This window comes from Pedobacter ghigonis, assembly GCF_903166585.1.
In the GTDB taxonomy this organism is placed as follows: domain Bacteria; phylum Bacteroidota; class Bacteroidia; order Sphingobacteriales; family Sphingobacteriaceae; genus Pedobacter; species Pedobacter ghigonis.
In genome coordinates, this window is the sequence record NZ_CAESCM010000016.1 from 31,779 (window position 1) to 48,686 (window position 16,908).

The 16,908-nt window shown below is 42.3% G+C and carries 11 protein-coding genes; 8 read left to right on the forward strand and 3 right to left on the reverse strand.

Annotated elements, in window-relative coordinates; genetic code table 11:
• Window positions 1–210: 210 nt before the first annotated feature.
• Window positions 211–1,029: an alpha/beta hydrolase gene (locus HWV58_RS20090; protein WP_175635799.1), complete on the reverse strand. Its 819-nt coding sequence runs from the start codon at window positions 1,027–1,029 to the stop codon at window positions 211–213.
• 104 nt (window positions 1,030–1,133) lie between these two features.
• On the opposite strand from HWV58_RS20090, the gene HWV58_RS20095 reads away from it, so the two are divergent.
• From HWV58_RS20095 to HWV58_RS20120, 6 genes are all read left to right on the forward strand, one after another.
• Window positions 1,134–2,327, forward strand: coding sequence for an SGNH/GDSL hydrolase family protein (locus tag HWV58_RS20095; protein WP_175635800.1), 1,194 nt, complete (start codon window positions 1,134–1,136; stop codon window positions 2,325–2,327).
• 108 nt (window positions 2,328–2,435) lie between these two features.
• Window positions 2,436–2,852, forward strand: coding sequence for an SRPBCC family protein (locus tag HWV58_RS20100; RefSeq protein ID WP_175635801.1), 417 nt, complete (start codon window positions 2,436–2,438; stop codon window positions 2,850–2,852).
• 186 nt (window positions 2,853–3,038) lie between these two features.
• On the forward strand, window positions 3,039–4,427 hold the full coding sequence (locus HWV58_RS20105; RefSeq protein WP_175635802.1) for a TolC family protein: 1,389 nt from the start codon (window positions 3,039–3,041) through the stop codon (window positions 4,425–4,427).
• Window positions 4,428–4,440: 13 nt separating this feature from the next.
• Complete coding sequence (locus HWV58_RS20110) at window positions 4,441–7,725, forward strand: efflux RND transporter permease subunit (RefSeq protein WP_175635803.1); 3,285 nt, start codon at window positions 4,441–4,443, stop codon at window positions 7,723–7,725.
• An 11-nt stretch (window positions 7,726–7,736) separates the two neighbouring features.
• Entirely contained in the window at window positions 7,737–8,837 is a 1,101-nt protein-coding gene (locus HWV58_RS20115; protein ID WP_175635804.1) for an efflux RND transporter periplasmic adaptor subunit, read from the forward strand.
• Window positions 8,838–8,861: 24 nt separating this feature from the next.
• Entirely contained in the window at window positions 8,862–9,803 is a 942-nt protein-coding gene (locus HWV58_RS20120) for a helix-turn-helix domain-containing protein (RefSeq protein ID WP_175635805.1), read from the forward strand.
• Window positions 9,804–10,026: 223 nt separating this feature from the next.
• Here the strand turns inward: HWV58_RS20120 and HWV58_RS20125 are convergent, their stop codons facing one another.
• Window positions 10,027–13,545 (reverse strand): ABC transporter permease/M1 family aminopeptidase, encoded by a 3,519-nt coding sequence (locus HWV58_RS20125; protein WP_175635806.1) that lies wholly within the window; start codon window positions 13,543–13,545, stop codon window positions 10,027–10,029.
• Entirely contained in the window at window positions 13,542–14,438 is an 897-nt protein-coding gene (locus HWV58_RS20130; protein WP_175635807.1) for an ABC transporter ATP-binding protein, read from the reverse strand. The genes HWV58_RS20125 and HWV58_RS20130 overlap by 4 nt, the downstream gene beginning before the upstream one ends.
• Window positions 14,439–14,663: 225 nt before the next feature.
• Between HWV58_RS20130 and HWV58_RS20135 the strand changes: the two genes are divergently transcribed.
• The gene (locus HWV58_RS20135) at window positions 14,664–16,160 is read left to right on the forward strand and encodes a sensor histidine kinase (RefSeq protein WP_175635808.1); all 1,497 of its coding nucleotides are present in this window, start codon (window positions 14,664–14,666) and stop codon (window positions 16,158–16,160) included.
• On the forward strand, window positions 16,157–16,879 hold the full coding sequence (locus HWV58_RS20140; protein WP_175635809.1) for a LytR/AlgR family response regulator transcription factor: 723 nt from the start codon (window positions 16,157–16,159) through the stop codon (window positions 16,877–16,879). Before HWV58_RS20135 ends, HWV58_RS20140 begins: the two co-directional genes overlap by 4 nt.
• Window positions 16,880–16,908: the final 29 nt, after the last annotated feature.

The following is a 16,908-nucleotide window of genomic DNA, read 5'->3' on the forward strand; positions in this document are numbered from 1 at the left end:
CTTTATAAATAAGATTACGCGAACGGCCAAAAATATGGTAAGTCTGTATTTTTCATGTAATCTAAAAGTTAATTTTTTGGGTAAATCATGTATCAATTTTAATTCAAAACGTATGATTTAGACCACGAACGAGCATTTCCACGGGCAAAACAACTGATAAAGCACTGTTTATCAACAACAAAACATTTAAATCGGCAGCCAATAACTGGTTTAGGGTTTCTGGTTAAAATAATTACTTAAAAAAACACTTTGAAATTTAATTGCATTTGCCCAGTAATCCCAATTGTGTACGCCGGGCCTGGTGGTAAAATCGTGTGGAATGTTGTTGTACAACAATTCATCGTGCAGGCGTATGTTGGCTTTATAGAAAAAATCATCTACGCCACATTCAAATGCAATGGCCAGCGACCCGAGCTTAATCAGATAAATCATATCAATTACACTATTCTGTTTCCAGCGCTCCGGAAACTCATCCTGCTTGCCCAACCTTTTCGAAATATTCCACCCGTTCGGGAAGGGTTTAATATCCACACCACCACTCATGCTCCCCACTGCTCCATACACATCCTGATGCTTAATGGCCAGGTAAAATGCACCATGACCGCCCATACTTAAACCGGTTATGGCCCTGCCCTTCTTTTCTGCAATGGTTTTATAGTGCTCATCTATATAACTTACCAGCTCGGTAGCCACATAGGTTTCATATCTCCATTCGGGATCTACCGGGCTATCGAAATACCAGCTGGTTACATTACCATCGGGGCATACAATAATAAACTGATACTGATCGGCCAGGTTTTTAATTCCAGGCACCTTTCTAACCCATTCGGCATAACTGCCTCCAGCCCCATGTAACAGGTAAACCACCGGGAACGATTTTCCACTTTTATAACTATCTGGTTTTATAACTACTGCCTTGATATTTTTTTTCATCGATTTGCTATAGGTTAAAGCAGTATCTACTTCGGCGGCGTTAGCAACACAGGTAAACAGGAATAAACAAATGGCTACTAAAAAGCTATTTTTCATGCGTTATTTTTTAATGAGGTTACAATATGATGCTAAATTTATAAAATTAAGCTACATTCTTTGTCATTGTTAATTTTATTACATTTGGTTTATTCTAATCAAAAATGAAACTGACCTCTTTTCTTTGTGTTACCCTGCTGGTAACCACAATTATGACTAAAAGCATTGCACAAAATAAGCTGCAATCTGCCAACTTCATTACTTTTAATGGCTACAGCAACAATTTCGCTGAAAAACTTCAAAAAAGCGAGCCTGTAACTGTTGCTTTTTTAGGCGGATCGATTACCAATATGGAAGGCTGGCGCGGACTGGTTTGCAATTACCTGCCTAAAACCTATCCGCAAAACAAATTTAAATTTATCAATGCAGGTATCCCCTCGCTGGGTAGTTTGCCGCATAGTTTCCGCCTTCAGCGCGATGTACTGGACAGTGGAAAAATAGACCTCCTGTTTATCGAATCGGCGGTTAACGATCATGTAAACCAAACTGCAGAAAAAACACAGCGTCGCGCATTAGAAGGCATTATCAGACATACATTAAGTAAAAACGCGAAAACCAATATTGTATTGATGGCTTTTGCAGATGAAGATAAAAACGACGATTTCGACAAAGGCAAGGTACCAACAGAAGTAAAAGTACACAGCGACTTAGCCGAATATTACCACCTGCCTTTTATTAACCTGGCATTGGAAGTAGATAAACGCATTGCCAACAAAGAATTTACCTGGGCCGGCGATTTCAAAAACCTCCATCCTTCGCCCTTCGGACAACAGCTTTACTTTAACACCATTAAAACCTTCCTGGAAGAAAACCAGAAAAATACCGCTAAGAAAGCTACTGGTGGCATGCCTAAAATTTTGGATAAGTTTGCCTATACAAAAGGACAATATATTAACGTTACTGCCGCCGAAAATTTAAACACATTTAACATCAACAAAAGCTGGAAACCAAATGATGGCGTAGGTACACGTGATGGTTTTGTAAATATCCCGGTGCTCGAAAGCACTACCCGAAACAGTACTTTCGATTTAATTTTTAAAGGCAATGCTGTTGGGATTGCTGTTCTATCGGGGCCTGATGCTGGCATGCTGCATTACCGCATTGATAATGGAGATGAAAAAACGATCGATTTGTTTAGCCAATGGAGTACAAGTTTGCATTTACCCTGGTACCTGCTACTTGGCGATGAACTGGGCGGTGGCGAGCACAAATTAAGCGTGCGCATTAGTGAGTATCACAACCAAAAATCAGTGGGATATGCCTGCCGTATTGCCTACTTTTTGGTTAATGGTAACTAAGCGGTCTGATCAATGCAGGGGTATTTCACCCCTATATTTGTCGCAATTGCACTTTTGAGGTTGTAAAAGTTACAATAACTTTGATTAACAATTTAAACCCAGAAAAAAATGAAAAACAATGCAATCACCATCGAAACCACAGTAAACAGTCCTGTAGAAAAAGTTTGGGAATTTTGGAGCAATCCGGAACACATTACCAAATGGAGTTTTGCTTCGCCCGATTGGCATACCCCCTACGCCGATAACGACCTTAAAGTTGGCGGTCAGTTTAAAAGCACCATGGCAGCCAAAGACGGCAGCATGAGCTTTGATTTCGGGGGAACTTATACCACTGTAGATCACCTTAAAAAAATCGAATATACGCTGGGCGATGGTCGCGAAGTGAGCATCATTTTTGATGCACTGGGCGAAAGCACCAGAGTTACCGAAACTTTCGATCCGGAAGGCACCAACCCGGTTGAAATGCAACGTGGTGGCTGGCAAGCCATTTTAGATAATTTCAAACAATATACCGAAGAATCTTAATACCCACCCATATTCCTTGCAGGTTAACTCAATCTGTAAGGAATATGCCATTTTTATGCAATTTATCATCCCAAAATAATCCTACAGTAACAATTCGATTATTATTTGATTCGCATAATTTTTGATTTGAACCGAATACTTTGATATTGTGACCATAATTTACATTTGCCGTGTAAATTATACACTATGTATCGTATATCTTTATTTCTACTATCGTTATTCCTGTTTATTAATGTGTACACGGGTGCAAATGCCCAAACACTCAGCTTAAAACAGGCTGTTAATACGGCCTTAACCAATTATGGCTCTATTAAAGCCAAAGATAGTTATGCCAATGCATCCAAATCAACTATCCAGCAAGCCAAAAGAGAATACCTGCCTAACTTTAGCCTGAGCGCACAGCAAGATTACGGCACCATTAACGGCCAAAACGGACCACAGTTTGGTTTTGGTGGTTTGGGTACAGCTTCATCGGGGCCAGCCTTAGATAAGCAAAACTGGAATGCTGCCTTTGGCGCACTTTATCTGGCCAATATTAACTGGGACTTTTTTACCTTCGGGAAAATTAAGGACAGGATAAAAATTGCCAGTGCTACCTATAACAGGGATAAAAACGATCTGGAGCAGGAGAAATTTCAACAGGAAATCCGCGTTTCTGCAGCTTACCTTAATTTACTGGCTGCACAACGCTTAACCAAATCGCAGCAAAAGAATTTAGACCGTGCCATTACCTTTCAAAATACGGCTATAATCAGGGCTAAAAACGGGTTGATTGCCGGGGTAGATTCATCATTGGCCAAAGCCGAGGTTTCGAATGCCAAAATTGCCTTAACCAAAGCTAAAGATTTAGAACAGGAACAAGCCAACCGGCTGGGCGTTTTAATGGGGCTCACAGCAACCAGTTACGATTTAGATACCGCATCCATTACGCGCATCCCCAACAATTTGCTTGGTGATAGCATTAACAGTGCACACCCGCTTTTAAAGTTTTACCAAAACCGGATCACGGTAAGTGAAGAGCAAACCAATTATTTCAGAAAACTCTATTACCCTACCCTTTCCCTATTTGGTGTAATGCAGGGCCGTGGTTCGGGTTTTAGTCCGGGTTATGCTTTAGATCAGACGGCTTTTTCATCCAGTTATGTAGATGGGATCAATCCAACCAGGGGTAACTATTTGATTGGCATAGGAATAACATGGAACCTTTCCACCCTGCTCAAAAATCAACCGCAGGTTCGTGCGCAGGCATACATCAGCGAAGGTTTAAAAGCAGAATATAATCTGGTTGATCAGCAATTGAAAGCCCAGCTGGCACTGGCAGAAACCAAATTGACCAATGCCATGGCCAATTACCGCGAAGCACCCGTACAAGTAAAGGCTGCTTCGGATGCCTACCTGCAAAAAAGCACCTTATATAAAAATGGCTTAACCACACTGGTTGATTTAACCCAGGCACTTTTTACACTCAACCGCGCCGAAACCGACCGCGATATTGCCTATACCAATGTTTGGCAGGCTTTGCTGTTAAAATCGGCAGCACTTGGCAACTACGACCTATTTATCAACGAATTTTAATCTGCCCCAATACATGAATTTAATACGTTTCGCACTTCGCAAACCCATTTCCATACTGGTTTTAGTTGCCGGGCTGTTCTTTTTCGGTATAGGAGCCATCAACCAGGTGAAGGTTGATATCCTGCCACAAATGAACCTGCCCGTAATTTATATTGCCCACCCTTTTGGTGGTTATACGCCAGATCAGATGGAGGCCTATTTCGGCAAGCAATATGTTAACATCCTGCTTTTTGCCAACGGTATCAAAAGTATCGAAACCAAGAATACGCAGGGCTTAATGCTCATGAAACTTACCTATTACGAAGGCACCAATATGGCCCAGGCCGCGGCCGAGCTAAGCGCGCTCTCTACGCGGGCACAGGCTATTTTTCCGCCGGGTTCGCAACCGCCTTTCGTAATCCGCTTCGATGCCTCTTCGCTTCCCGTGGGTCAGCTGGTGTTGAGCAGCCCCATCCGAACCAACAACGAGCTGCAGGATCTGGCCAACACTTATGTGCGCCCCAGCTTCTCGTCTATTCCGGGTTTGCTGTCTCCGGCTCCTTTTGGTGGTAGTCCGCGCACAATAGAAATTAATGTTAACCCGTCATTATTGCGTTCGCACAATCTTACGGTCGATCAGGTGGTTGAAGCGATCCGACTCAATAACCAAACGGCTCCATCAGGAAACGTGCGTATTGGAGATAAAAACTACCTTACACCGACCAATTATACCATCAAAAAAGTTAAAGATTTTGAGAACATCCCCCTCTTTAAAGGCAGTGTACAGAATCTACAGCTTCGCGATGTGGCTACAGTTAAAGATGGTGCCGATTTAGTGGCCGGTTATGCTTTAATTAACGGTAAACGCTCGGTGTATTTAAGTATTGCCAAATCAGGCGATGCCTCTACCTGGGACGTAGTTAAAAATTTAAAGAAAAACTTACCGAATATCCAGAGCACCCTGCCCGAAGATGTAAAGCTCTCGTATGAGTTCGATCAGTCGGTTTATGTAATTAATGCCGTAAAAAGTCTGATTAGTGAAGGGGCTATCGGTGCAATTTTAACAGGCTTAATGGTTTTACTGTTCCTGGGCGATAAGCGTGCAGCACTCATTGTAATCCTCACCATTCCAACATCCATTATTGCCGGAGTTTTATTCCTGAAATTATTCGGACAAACCATCAACATCATGACGCTTAGCGGACTGGCTTTAGCGATTGGTATTCTGGTAGACGAATCGACCGTTACGATTGAAAATATACACCAGCATTTTGATATGGGAAAACCCAAGGCACTGGCCATTTGGGATGCCTGTAAAGAAATTGCTTTCCCTAAATTGCTGATCCTGTTTTGCATCCTGGCCGTATTTGCACCTGCATTTACCATGTCGGGCATACCGGGGGCTTTATTTTTACCCCTGGCGTTAGCTATTGGATTTTCGATGATTGTTTCGTTCTTACTTTCGCAAACTTTTGTACCCATTATGGCCAACTGGCTGATGGTTGCACACCCGAAAAAAGGCAACGAACACCATCCGGGCATTACGCAGGATGAAGCTGACTTTAAAGCTACCGGTATTACCCTCGAATCGGAAAAAGATACCCTGAACCAAAAAAGGGTACTGGTGGAGCGAGAAGATTTTAGCGGCGATGGTAAAATTGGGGTTTTCGATCGTTTCCGTAACCGTTTCATGCGCTTTATGGACCGCTTGTTACCATACAAGAAACCTGTTGTGCTAACTTATCTGGTGGTTATTATCGGTTTGGCCGCCCTTTTATTGTTTAATATTGGCCGCGATGTTTTACCACGCGTTAACTCAAGCCAGTTCCAGTTGCGTTTGCGCGCACCCGACGGAACGCGTTTAGAGCGTACCGAAGAAAAAGCCAACGTAGTTTTGGCTGAGCTTAAAAAAACTGTTGGTGCAGAGCATGTAAGTATTTCGTCAGTTTTTGTAGGTCAACACCCTGCACAGTTTTCGGTAAATCCGATTTATCAGTTCATGGCGGGTCCGCACGAAGCTGTATTTCAGGTGAGCTTAAAAGATTACGAAGCTGATATGGATGATTTTAAGGATCAGTTCAGGGCAAAAATTAAACAACTTTTACCGGATGTTAAATTATCATTCGAACCGATAGAACTGACTGACAAAGTATTGAGTCAGGGCTCTCCTACTCCGGTAGAGGTGCGCATTTCGGGCAAAAACAAAAAGCTGAATGCGCAATACGCCAATAAAATTGTGGCCGAGCTGAAAGAAATCCCTTACATGCGCGATGTTCAGATTGCACAACCGATTAAATATCCTTCATTAAATATCGAAATCGACAGAACCCGCGCGGCGCAAATCGGGATAGATATGGCCGATATTTCGAGGTCGCTGATTGCTTCTACTTCATCATCGCGTTATACGGATAAAAATATCTGGCTGGATGAAAAAGCAGCTTTACCTTACAACGTTCAGGTGCAGGTGCCCTTAAACCAGATGGCCAGTAAAGATGATATTGGGGAAATACCTTTATTAAAAAATTCAGCCAGACCTGTATTGAGCGATGTAGCGAAGATTACCCCCGATACTACTGCCGGCGAAAACGATAATATTGGCGCTATGCCCTTCCTATCGGTTACTGCGAACCTTTACCATACCGATTTGGGCACAGCTACCAAAGATGTGGAAAAAGCGATCAAAGATGTTGGCGAACTGCCAAGAGGTTTAAATGTTGCTGCCATTGGCATGAGCAAAGTACTTACCGATACGCTGGATAGTTTACAATCGGGGCTGTTTGTGGCTATTGTTGTGATATTTTTAATGCTGGCCGCTAATTTCCAATCGTTTAAAGTGCCCCTGGTAATTTTAGCTACGGTACCTGCGGTTATTTTAGGTTCTTTATTGCTGTTAACGCTTACAGGCTCTACCCTAAATCTGCAGTCGTACATGGGTATCATCATGTCGGTGGGGGTATCTATTGCCAATGCGGTATTACTAATTACCAATGCCGAGCAGTTGAGAAAACACAATGGCAATGCGCTCGAATCAGCGCGGGAAGCCGCAGCCTTACGTTTGCGTCCCATCATCATGACGAGTATTGCCATGATTGCAGGTATGTTACCAATGGCTATTGGCCATGGAGAAGGAGGCGGGGCAGTTTCGCCACTGGGCAGGGCGGTAATTGGCGGTTTGCTGGCTTCAACGTTTGCTGTACTTATTATTTTACCACTGGTTTTTGCCTGGGTACAAGGCAAGCAAACTACCGATTCGATGTCGCTCGATCCGGAAGATAAAGACAGCATCCATTACATTAAAGGTTTAGAAGAAAACGAATAAAATCATCACAAATGAATATCAAGCTATTTTCAACAGGTTTATTAAGTGCAGGTTTCCTGTTCCTCACGGCTATTTATGGTTGTGGCCATGCCGAATCAAAGGGAGAAGTAAAAAAAGAACAAGCCCCTGTTATTGCCACATTCGACCTTAAAAAAGAAAAATTGTCTACTAAGCTGAGCTTACCGGGCGAATTAATTGCAATGCAGCAGGTAGATTTATATGCCAAAGTAAGCAGTTTTGTACGTACACTAAAGGTAGATATGGGTTCTGAGGTAAGCAAAGGCCAGCTGTTAATGCCCCTCGAGGCACCGGAATTAAGTTCGCAGCTTTCGGCCAGCCAACCGCGTTTAAAACCCCAGGAAGCCATCTATACGGCCAGCAGGGCAAATTACAACCGCCTGTACGAAACCAGCAAAACACCGGGTACCATTTCTACTAACGATCTCGATCAGGCCATGGCAAAAAAGAATGCCGATCTGGCCCAGCTCGAGGCGGCAAAAGCAGCCTATAAAGAGGTGGGTTCTGTACAGGATTACCTGACCATCCGTGCACCGTTTAGTGGTATTATTTCTGCCAGGAATGTAAATTTAGGTGCTTATGTAGGTCCATCGGGCAAAGGTTCTGATTTACCCATTTTCACTTTACAGGATCAGAAAAACCTGCGTTTAGCGGTATCAATCCCTGAAATTTATACCGGTTACCTGAAAGCTGGCGATGAAATCAGTTTTACAGTAAAGTCATTACCCAGCCAAACGTTTAAAGCTAAAGTAAAACGTTTATCGGGAGCTTTAGATTTACGCCTGCGTGCCGAACGCATTGAGATGGATGTACCCAATGCCGGCAAAATATTGTTACCAGGCATGGTGGCCGAGGTAAACATTCCGATACCAGCCAATGCCAGTACTTTTATCATCAACAAAAAAGCACTTTTAGATACCAGCGAAGGTCTATTTGTGTTGAAAGTGCAAGACAATAAAGCAGTAAAAGTTGAGGTAAAAAAAGGCCGCGAAACCGACGACCGCATTGAGGTATTTGGCGATTTGGCCGAAGGTGACAAATTAGTTGCAGAACCTACAGAGGAAATGCACGAAGGAATGGCGATTAAACCATAACTTTACCATATAAGCACTTATAGTATGTTAACCAAAAACCAGGAGCTTTCTACCCTCCAGAAAAACGAAACCCTGGAGGATTTTTACAATAAACTAAAAATCAACCGTCCTGAAATTCCTACGCCTAGCTTAGGGATGATTAACGACATCGGGCACTTTAATGTTTTTAACCGAGCCACGGTTTGTACCAATGTGCCTTCGGTTTTTAGCCGCAGAGACTTTTATAAAATTTCTTTAATTATTGGCAATGGGATATTGCATTACCCCGATGCCGAGATTGAAATAAAGGGGCGTGCGTTATTATTTACCAATCCCAATATACCTTACTCCTGGGAAAGCACTTCGCCAAAACCTGCAGGCTACTTTTGCCTCTTTACCGAAAATTTTATCCATAACCGCAACGAAACCCTGCGCGATTCGTTACTCTGGCGCATTAACGATAGTCCGGTTATACATATCAGCGGCGAGCAGGAAGTGGTATTGACCGACATTTTCTTAAAAATGATGAAAGAGATGGATGGCGATTACATCCACAAATATGATTTACTGAGAAATTACGTACAACTTATTGTTCACGAAGCTTTAAAAGTTAAACCACAGGGCGAATTACTGAAACAAAACAACGCTTCGGTACGCCTAACCGCCTTGTTTATCGAATTACTGGAAAGACAGTTTCCTATTGGCTCTACCGAGCAAATACTCGAATTAAAAACAGCACACGATTTTGCCTGCAGGCTACTGGTGCATGTAAACCATTTAAACCATGCCGTAAAAGAAGTTACCGGCAAAACTACTTCCGAGCATATTTCGAGAAGGGTAACTACAGAAGCTGTAGCCCTGCTGAAACATACCGAATGGAACATCGCACAAATTGCTTATTGCCTCGGATTTGAATATCCGGCCAATTTCAACATCTTTTTTAAACGCCAGATGCAATGTACACCAAAGCATTTTAGGACTACCTAGATTATTAACCTACTGTCAGATATTTCTATCTGACAGCCAGCTGAATCCTGTTTACTTCCCAACCTGTCCGTAGAGTTCCGAAGGGCGCTACGGATGATGAATAGAAAAGAGTCTCTGACTCGTTTTTATTGAGTTTAAAAACTCATTCTTTCCCTAATCCGTAGTGAGGCTGCGCTTAACACTACGGACGGAGTTTCTATCTAACAGCTGGCTGAATCCTGTATTACTTCACCTCCACCGCATGATCACTTTTATCTGCATCAAGCAAATACCGGTAAGGATCAATAGCTACTGTTTTAGGTTTACGGTCGACAACCAGGGTTAGCCTGGTTTGATTTTGGTTAATGTGATACTTCTGCAGCGCAAAAGGCTTGGTTTCTACCGTCCAATCTTGCTCCGGTTGATTAAAACAACCAATTTCAACTTCCAGATCAGGCAATTGTTTTGGGCCAGTACTTAAACGCTCGGCATTTACCAAAAGTTCGAGTTGATACTTCCCGTTTTTAAGCAAAGTGCATTGTTGTACTTTCAAGCCAAGATCATAAGTTACCACCTGGTTGAAACAATCGTCGATAAATTTCTTTTGTACAGGCGAAGCTTCTTTTAACAAGGCATTAACCAGATCAGTAGCCGAAGCTTTTGGTTTTGGATCGGCATGATCAGCAATCAACTGCTTCAATACTGCATTGAATTTCTGTTCGCCCATTAACTCCTTAACCGCGTACATGTTTATACCGCCCTTCTGGTAATTGACATAAGCCTGATTCAGTGTTTTTGCCAGTGGCAATTCTTTTTCGGTATTGTTGCGGTTTAAGAAATAGAGGCGGTTATCGTAATCCAGGTATTGCTGCAGGTACATTTTACCAAAAGCTTTTTCCATCAGTACATTTTCGGTGTATTTAGCCAGCGACTCGGTAAGCATGGCATAGCCAGGCCCATCAAAAGGAGCCAGTTTATTGGCCCACCATTGGTGCGCGGTTTCGTGTGCAGCAATGGCATAACTGTGATCTATCGTACCCCGCTGACTAAAATTGCCCAGAAAATTAATGTTCTCTGCACTAAATATAATCCCCGGATAAGCCGTTGCAGCTCCCTTGTATTGTGGAATTTCGGCAAGGGTAAGTTGCTTTAAGGGGTACTTTGCAAAATGTGCATTTCCGTAATCCAGTGCATCTTTGATTCCCTTAAACATTTGCCTCAGGTTATATTCCTGTCCCTGCTGATAATAAATACTTAAGGCAACACCTTTGTACTGCTCCTTTCTAACTTCATATCGTGCCGAACTTAACGCAAACATGAAATTAACAGGCATGGCTGTTTTATAACTGAAATAGCGCCGGTTATCGGCAAGCCAGCTTTTTTGTATTTCACCAACTGTAAGCACCTGCTGGTCGTGATTGGTAGAAATGGTTGTTTCAAAATCAATCAGTTCGTAGCTCCTGCTAAACGTTGGCTCAACGGGTTTTTCTGTCAAGCCATATTGTTTGCGGGCGCGCTTATCATCGCTTTCAAAATTATAACTGTAGCCCAGATGTGGTACAAGTTTCTCCAGTTCAATGTAGCTACCATTCTTTACTATCGAATTTTCTTTATCGAAGGGGATAAATCCTGTTTTAAAAACGGTGAGGACAAAACTCATCTTAATGGTATCGCCCGGCAACAAAGGACTGTTTAAAGTCAGAAACTGTTGTTTAAATTTTTCATCTACCTTACTTTTCTTCGCTCCGGCAATATCAACAGCAAACAAGTTTACCTGGGGGTTCAGGCTAATCCATATTTTCGAAATTGCTTTCCCGGTTTCATTTTTTAAGCGGTAAGTACCATTAACGGTGTACTTGCCTTCATCCGGGTATAAATCGACAATGGTTTTAACCGATTTAATAACAGGTTGCGGCATATTGACCAGCGCTTTGTATTGCTGCTCGTAAGCCAGTTGCCAGTTTAACCAGGTTTTGGCATTCTGATACCTGCCAACCACATTGCTTTGATAATAGCTATATGCACCAGCAGAAATCCAGGTTAGCAAGGCAAAAATCGCAATCCACTTATGCTGCCTAAGCACTAAACCAATCGACTTCAATCTGTTTTTAGCCTTCGTCTCGACCTTATTTTGCCACATTCCAATGGTTGACAATGCAATAATGGTTACAAATGCCGACCAATACAACATATACCAGCTAAATGCAGTTGCATAATATCCAAACCCGTTAAAGTACGAATGCAGCAAATCTGGCACAGTTGCAAAACGGAAAAGGAAGTGTTCCAGCCCGAAACGATCGGCGTAAAGCATGATAAAAACGGTAACCATGCTCAACATCATGCCCACATATTTATTGCCACTCAAATTTTGGATAAACACAATAAGCACTACAAAAAGTAATAAGGGAAATGCACTGTAATAATATAAAGAAAGGTATAAGGGCAATTCGATATGGAAATAACCGTGACTTAGCTGTAAGGTAATGCCGATACCAATATTTAAAGAAACAAGGATAAAAACCAACACAAAAAGACTCATGCTTTTGGCAGCCCACATTACCGAACTGCGCACCGGGGTGCTATAAATTAACGACTGGATACCCATCGATTTCTCGCGGGCTACACTTTCTGCAGCATAAAAGATAATCAGGATTAATGCGAATTTAATGGATCGTATTTCTTCTACTATAATTCCTGTTGCCGGGTAACTGTGAATACCGTACACGCCGCTAAATAGTTCGTCTTTCAGTTCTACTGCGAAAAGAAATACCCAAAGTAAAAGCATCACCATAACCGGAATGTTTTTAAACAGGGTGATCATTTCGAGCTTAAACTGTGTATTTAAAGTGGCCAGTTGATAAGCCAAACCTTTCGGCTTAACCTCTAAATGTTTAAAAGGAATTGGCGAAATTTTTACCGCTGGGATTGTTTGCTGTTTTGCCTGTTTTTGCCCCTGCACCCTGAAGTTAAAAATGCGATACGTTAGCCACATCAGTATAGCTGAAAAAGTAAGCCACAATAACCTGTTCAGCAGAAATAAGCCTGTTAAGGGAAAGACTTGCCCATTACGCTGTGCACTTGTCCAAGTTCGGGTTTCACCGAAAAACGAAGCCAGCCCAAATGGATCTAATAGAATAGGCAAAGCATCGGGTGTTGTGCCTTTTAAGGCAGAGGTAGCCAGTAAGGGCGAGTTTCCAAATATAGAAGCCAGCATGTACAAAATGTAAATCAGCACACCCACTACGTAAATGGCCCGTACATTTTTGGTTAACAGGCTGGTACAATACAGTGCGCCAGCCGAAAAAAACACATTTGGTAAAGCAAATACTAAAAGCGCATGCAAAAAATAGCCAATATTAAAAGCACCCAGCTGATCGGAATCAACAAAAAAGGTACCGATAAAAATGCCAATGGCCACCAGGAGCAGCAAGGTAAAAACCGCTATAAGTAAACCTAAAAGCCGCACCACAAAATAAGCAGGCCTGGCAATGGCAGTGGTAAATATTACCGATTCCATTTTGTACATGGCATCTCTAAGCACTACATTGGCACTAAAAAGTGTGCTCGAAAATATAGAAAACAAGGAGAGTAAGGCTATGATATTGGTAATTACATAAGGAGAGTTCTTGTGTACCTCATCGGTACCAAAACCTCCCTTGGCTACGCAAACAATGCCCAAAACCAGAAACAGGATTGCCCCTATTTTGAAGGCCATCTGGTTAAAATGATACTTCAGCTCAAATTTCAGTAATGCTCCAATCATATCACAGCCTCCCTTTTACCTTTTATCCCAAATAAAGCTGTAAAGTAAACTTCTTCCAGGCCGGGATAAACCGGCTCAAACCCGGTGGCAGGTAGCTGAGCCGATAATACAAAAACATTTAACCGGCCGGCAATAATCCGGGTCGAAATCACATCGAAATCAAGCGAATAGCGCTCCAGCTCAGCTTTGGTAATCACCTTACGCCAGATTTTCCCATCCAGGTTCTTCGTTAGTTCAGCTGGTTTTCCCTGCAAAATCAGTTTCCCATCGGCCATTACAGCCATCTCGGGGCATAGATCGTTCACATCTTCTACAATATGCGTAGACAGAATCACCACCCTTTCGTTGCCTATTTCGCTTAACAAATCGTGAAAACGGTTCCGCTCCTGAGGATCTAAGCCTGCTGTTGGCTCGTCAACAATAATCAATTGTGGATTGCCCAACAATGCTTGTGCAATGCCGAAGCGCTGCCGCATACCACCCGAAAAGGTTCCTACCGATCTTTTTCTCACCTCGAATAAATTGGTTTGCTGCAATAACGACAGCACCTGTTCTTTGCGGTCGTTAGTATTCGGCAGTCCTTTTAAAACAGCCAGGTGCGTTAATAAATCAACAGCCGAAATCTTAGGGTAAACCCCAAAGTCCTGCGGCAAGTAGCCCAGTTTATTGCGCATTTCCTGCGGGTTTTGCAGCACATCGTTTCCATCAAAATGGATCCGTCCGCTATCGGGCAGCTGCAAGGTAGCCAGGGTACGCATAAGCGACGATTTGCCGGCACCGTTTGGTCCTAATAAACCAAACATGCCATTAGGGATATTTAAACTCACCTCATCAAGCGCTTTTACGCCATTGCCATAAGTTTTTGTAAGTTGCTGTATTTTAAGTCGTGCCATAGAATTTTAACTTCAGAATGGCCGCAAATTAGCCTCACCAAAATTGATTTCCACATTTAAGTGATGAAGGCAACGAAAGTGATGACGAAAGCACAAGAGTCTCACCTTTAGACCTGATTTCATGCCTTTCTCTCCTTTCATCACCAAAAACCAGCCCTTCGTCATTAATATTTTAATGGTTTCGATGCCTTTTCTAACTTTAGCAGGCTTTTCTATATCGTAACCATGCCCAATACAAAAAAATTCAGCCCCAGCTATAAATACCAGGACTTTTTCATCTTTACGGGGCTTTTACTGTGGGTAGCTATCTGCAACTGTTACGATCAGCATACAGCTGTCTGGCTTACTTATGCAACCTGCATCTTAAGCCTTGGCTTTTGCTTATTGCCGGTACTTATTTTTTCGTTTTTTAAACAGCGCTTAAAAGAAAAGCTCCCCAACAAAAAGTACATCCTTTACTGGTGCGGTTGCTTTTTGATATTACTGCCCGTTTTCACCCTACTGGCCAGCCAGTTTCAAACCGGACCGCTCGATTTATCGGATAAGCTTACTACAGCAATGGCTGCATTAGCGCTCGAACTTTTGCTCATCCTTAACCAGTACTATCAAAAAAAGGTGCAGCACATCAAATGGATTAAGAAAATCGGATTGGAAAACGCTGTACTCATTTCCATCGTTTTAATTGCTTTAAGCATTTCTATAATGGCCGTATCGAGTTTAAACAACCCGGTTTATCAGAGGGAAGGTTTCTGGCTTATTGGTTTTGAATTTAATATCAGACAATTGCTGCACAATTTCGGAGTTTTCCTGAGCTTCTTCTCCCAATTTTTAATCATGTATTTGTGCGGTTACCTCCTTTTTTTCATCAACAGCCGCTGGCTTGTACCCAAGGTATTGAAAGAAAAAGGCTTGTTAATCTATGTGTTAAGCGTTGCGGCTACCGTTGCGCTACTTTACCCCTTGCTGGCTCAACTGCTCATTTCCTTACCCATTAATACCGTATTTGGCAGAAGCATATTCGAAGCCAACCCTTTTGAACTGGAAAATGCATTTGGGGCTTTCGCTATAATGCTTATCAGTTTACCTGTGGTGCTGGCCTTGCAGTGGGGCAAACAGAACAACATTATCCTCGCTTTAGAAAAGGAGAAATCGCAAAACGAACTCGATTTGCTGAAACAGCAGCTCAATCCGCATTTCTTTTTCAATACCCTGAATAATCTGTACGCCCTGAGCCTGCAAAAATCGGACAAAACGCCCGAAAGCATCTTACAGTTATCGGAACTGATGCGTTACACCATTTATAAGGGGAAAGAAAAAACGGTTAAACTGGCACAGGAACTGGATTATATTACAGATTATATACAATTGCAGCAAATCAGGTTGCGTAAAACACTCCATTTTGAGTTTGAAAAGCAAGTTAGCGACGATCAGGTTGAAATTGCCCCGCTTTTATTGATTGTGTTTATCGAAAATGCTTTTAAACATGGTATTGAGCCTGCTGATGGAGAAGCACGCCTAAAACTATCACTAATCAGCAACGCACAAAGCTTAACTTTTTGTGCAGAAAACTCTTTCGATCCTGAAGAGATCAGCCCTGATAGCGGAATTGGGATAGATAACCTGCGCAAAAGGCTCGAACTGCTTTACCCGGCTAAGCATACTTTGGATATTAGCACGATTGGCAATATCTTTAAGGCAGAATTAAAACTCCGATTCACATGAGTTTACGTTGCTTAGTTGTAGATGATGAACCCCTCGCGCACGAAATTATTGTGGCTTATGCCAAAGATATTCCGTTTATCGAGATCACCGCACATTGCTACCGGGCTACAGAGGCATTGGATTTTTTAAGCAAACAGGAAGTAGATCTGATTTTTCTCAACATCAGAATGCCCAAATTAAACGGACTCGATTTTCTGCGTGCCCTGCAACATAAGCCGCAGGTTATTATTACTTCGGCTTATGAAGAATATGCCTTAGCGAGTTTCGATCTTGCCGTTTGCGATTACCTGTTAAAGCCTTTTAAGTTAGAACGTTTTTTAATGGCTGTTAACCGTGCTTTAACCTTTCAACAGTTAAAAAAACAATCTGGTGCACCTGTTGAACCAGCCAATAACGCGCAACAGCAGAACGGGCAAATTTCGATCAAAGCAGATAAAAAGCATATTTTATTGCAGCTGGATGAGATACAATATTTAGAAAGTTTGGGCAATTATGTAAAGGTTTGGAAAGAGAACAGTTTTCTACTCACCCCCCGAACGTTGAGTAGTTTTGAAGAAGAGCTACCTGCTCACCTTTTTGTTCGCATCCATAAATCTTTCATAGTCAACAAAAAGGAAGTCGATTATTTTGAAGGCAATACCATTATACTTAAAAGTCAGCAACAGGTGCCAATTGGTAAAAATTATAAACCCTTAATCAGGCAGTTGCTCAATCTTTGAAATGCTTATATTTGAGTTCATCAAACCGA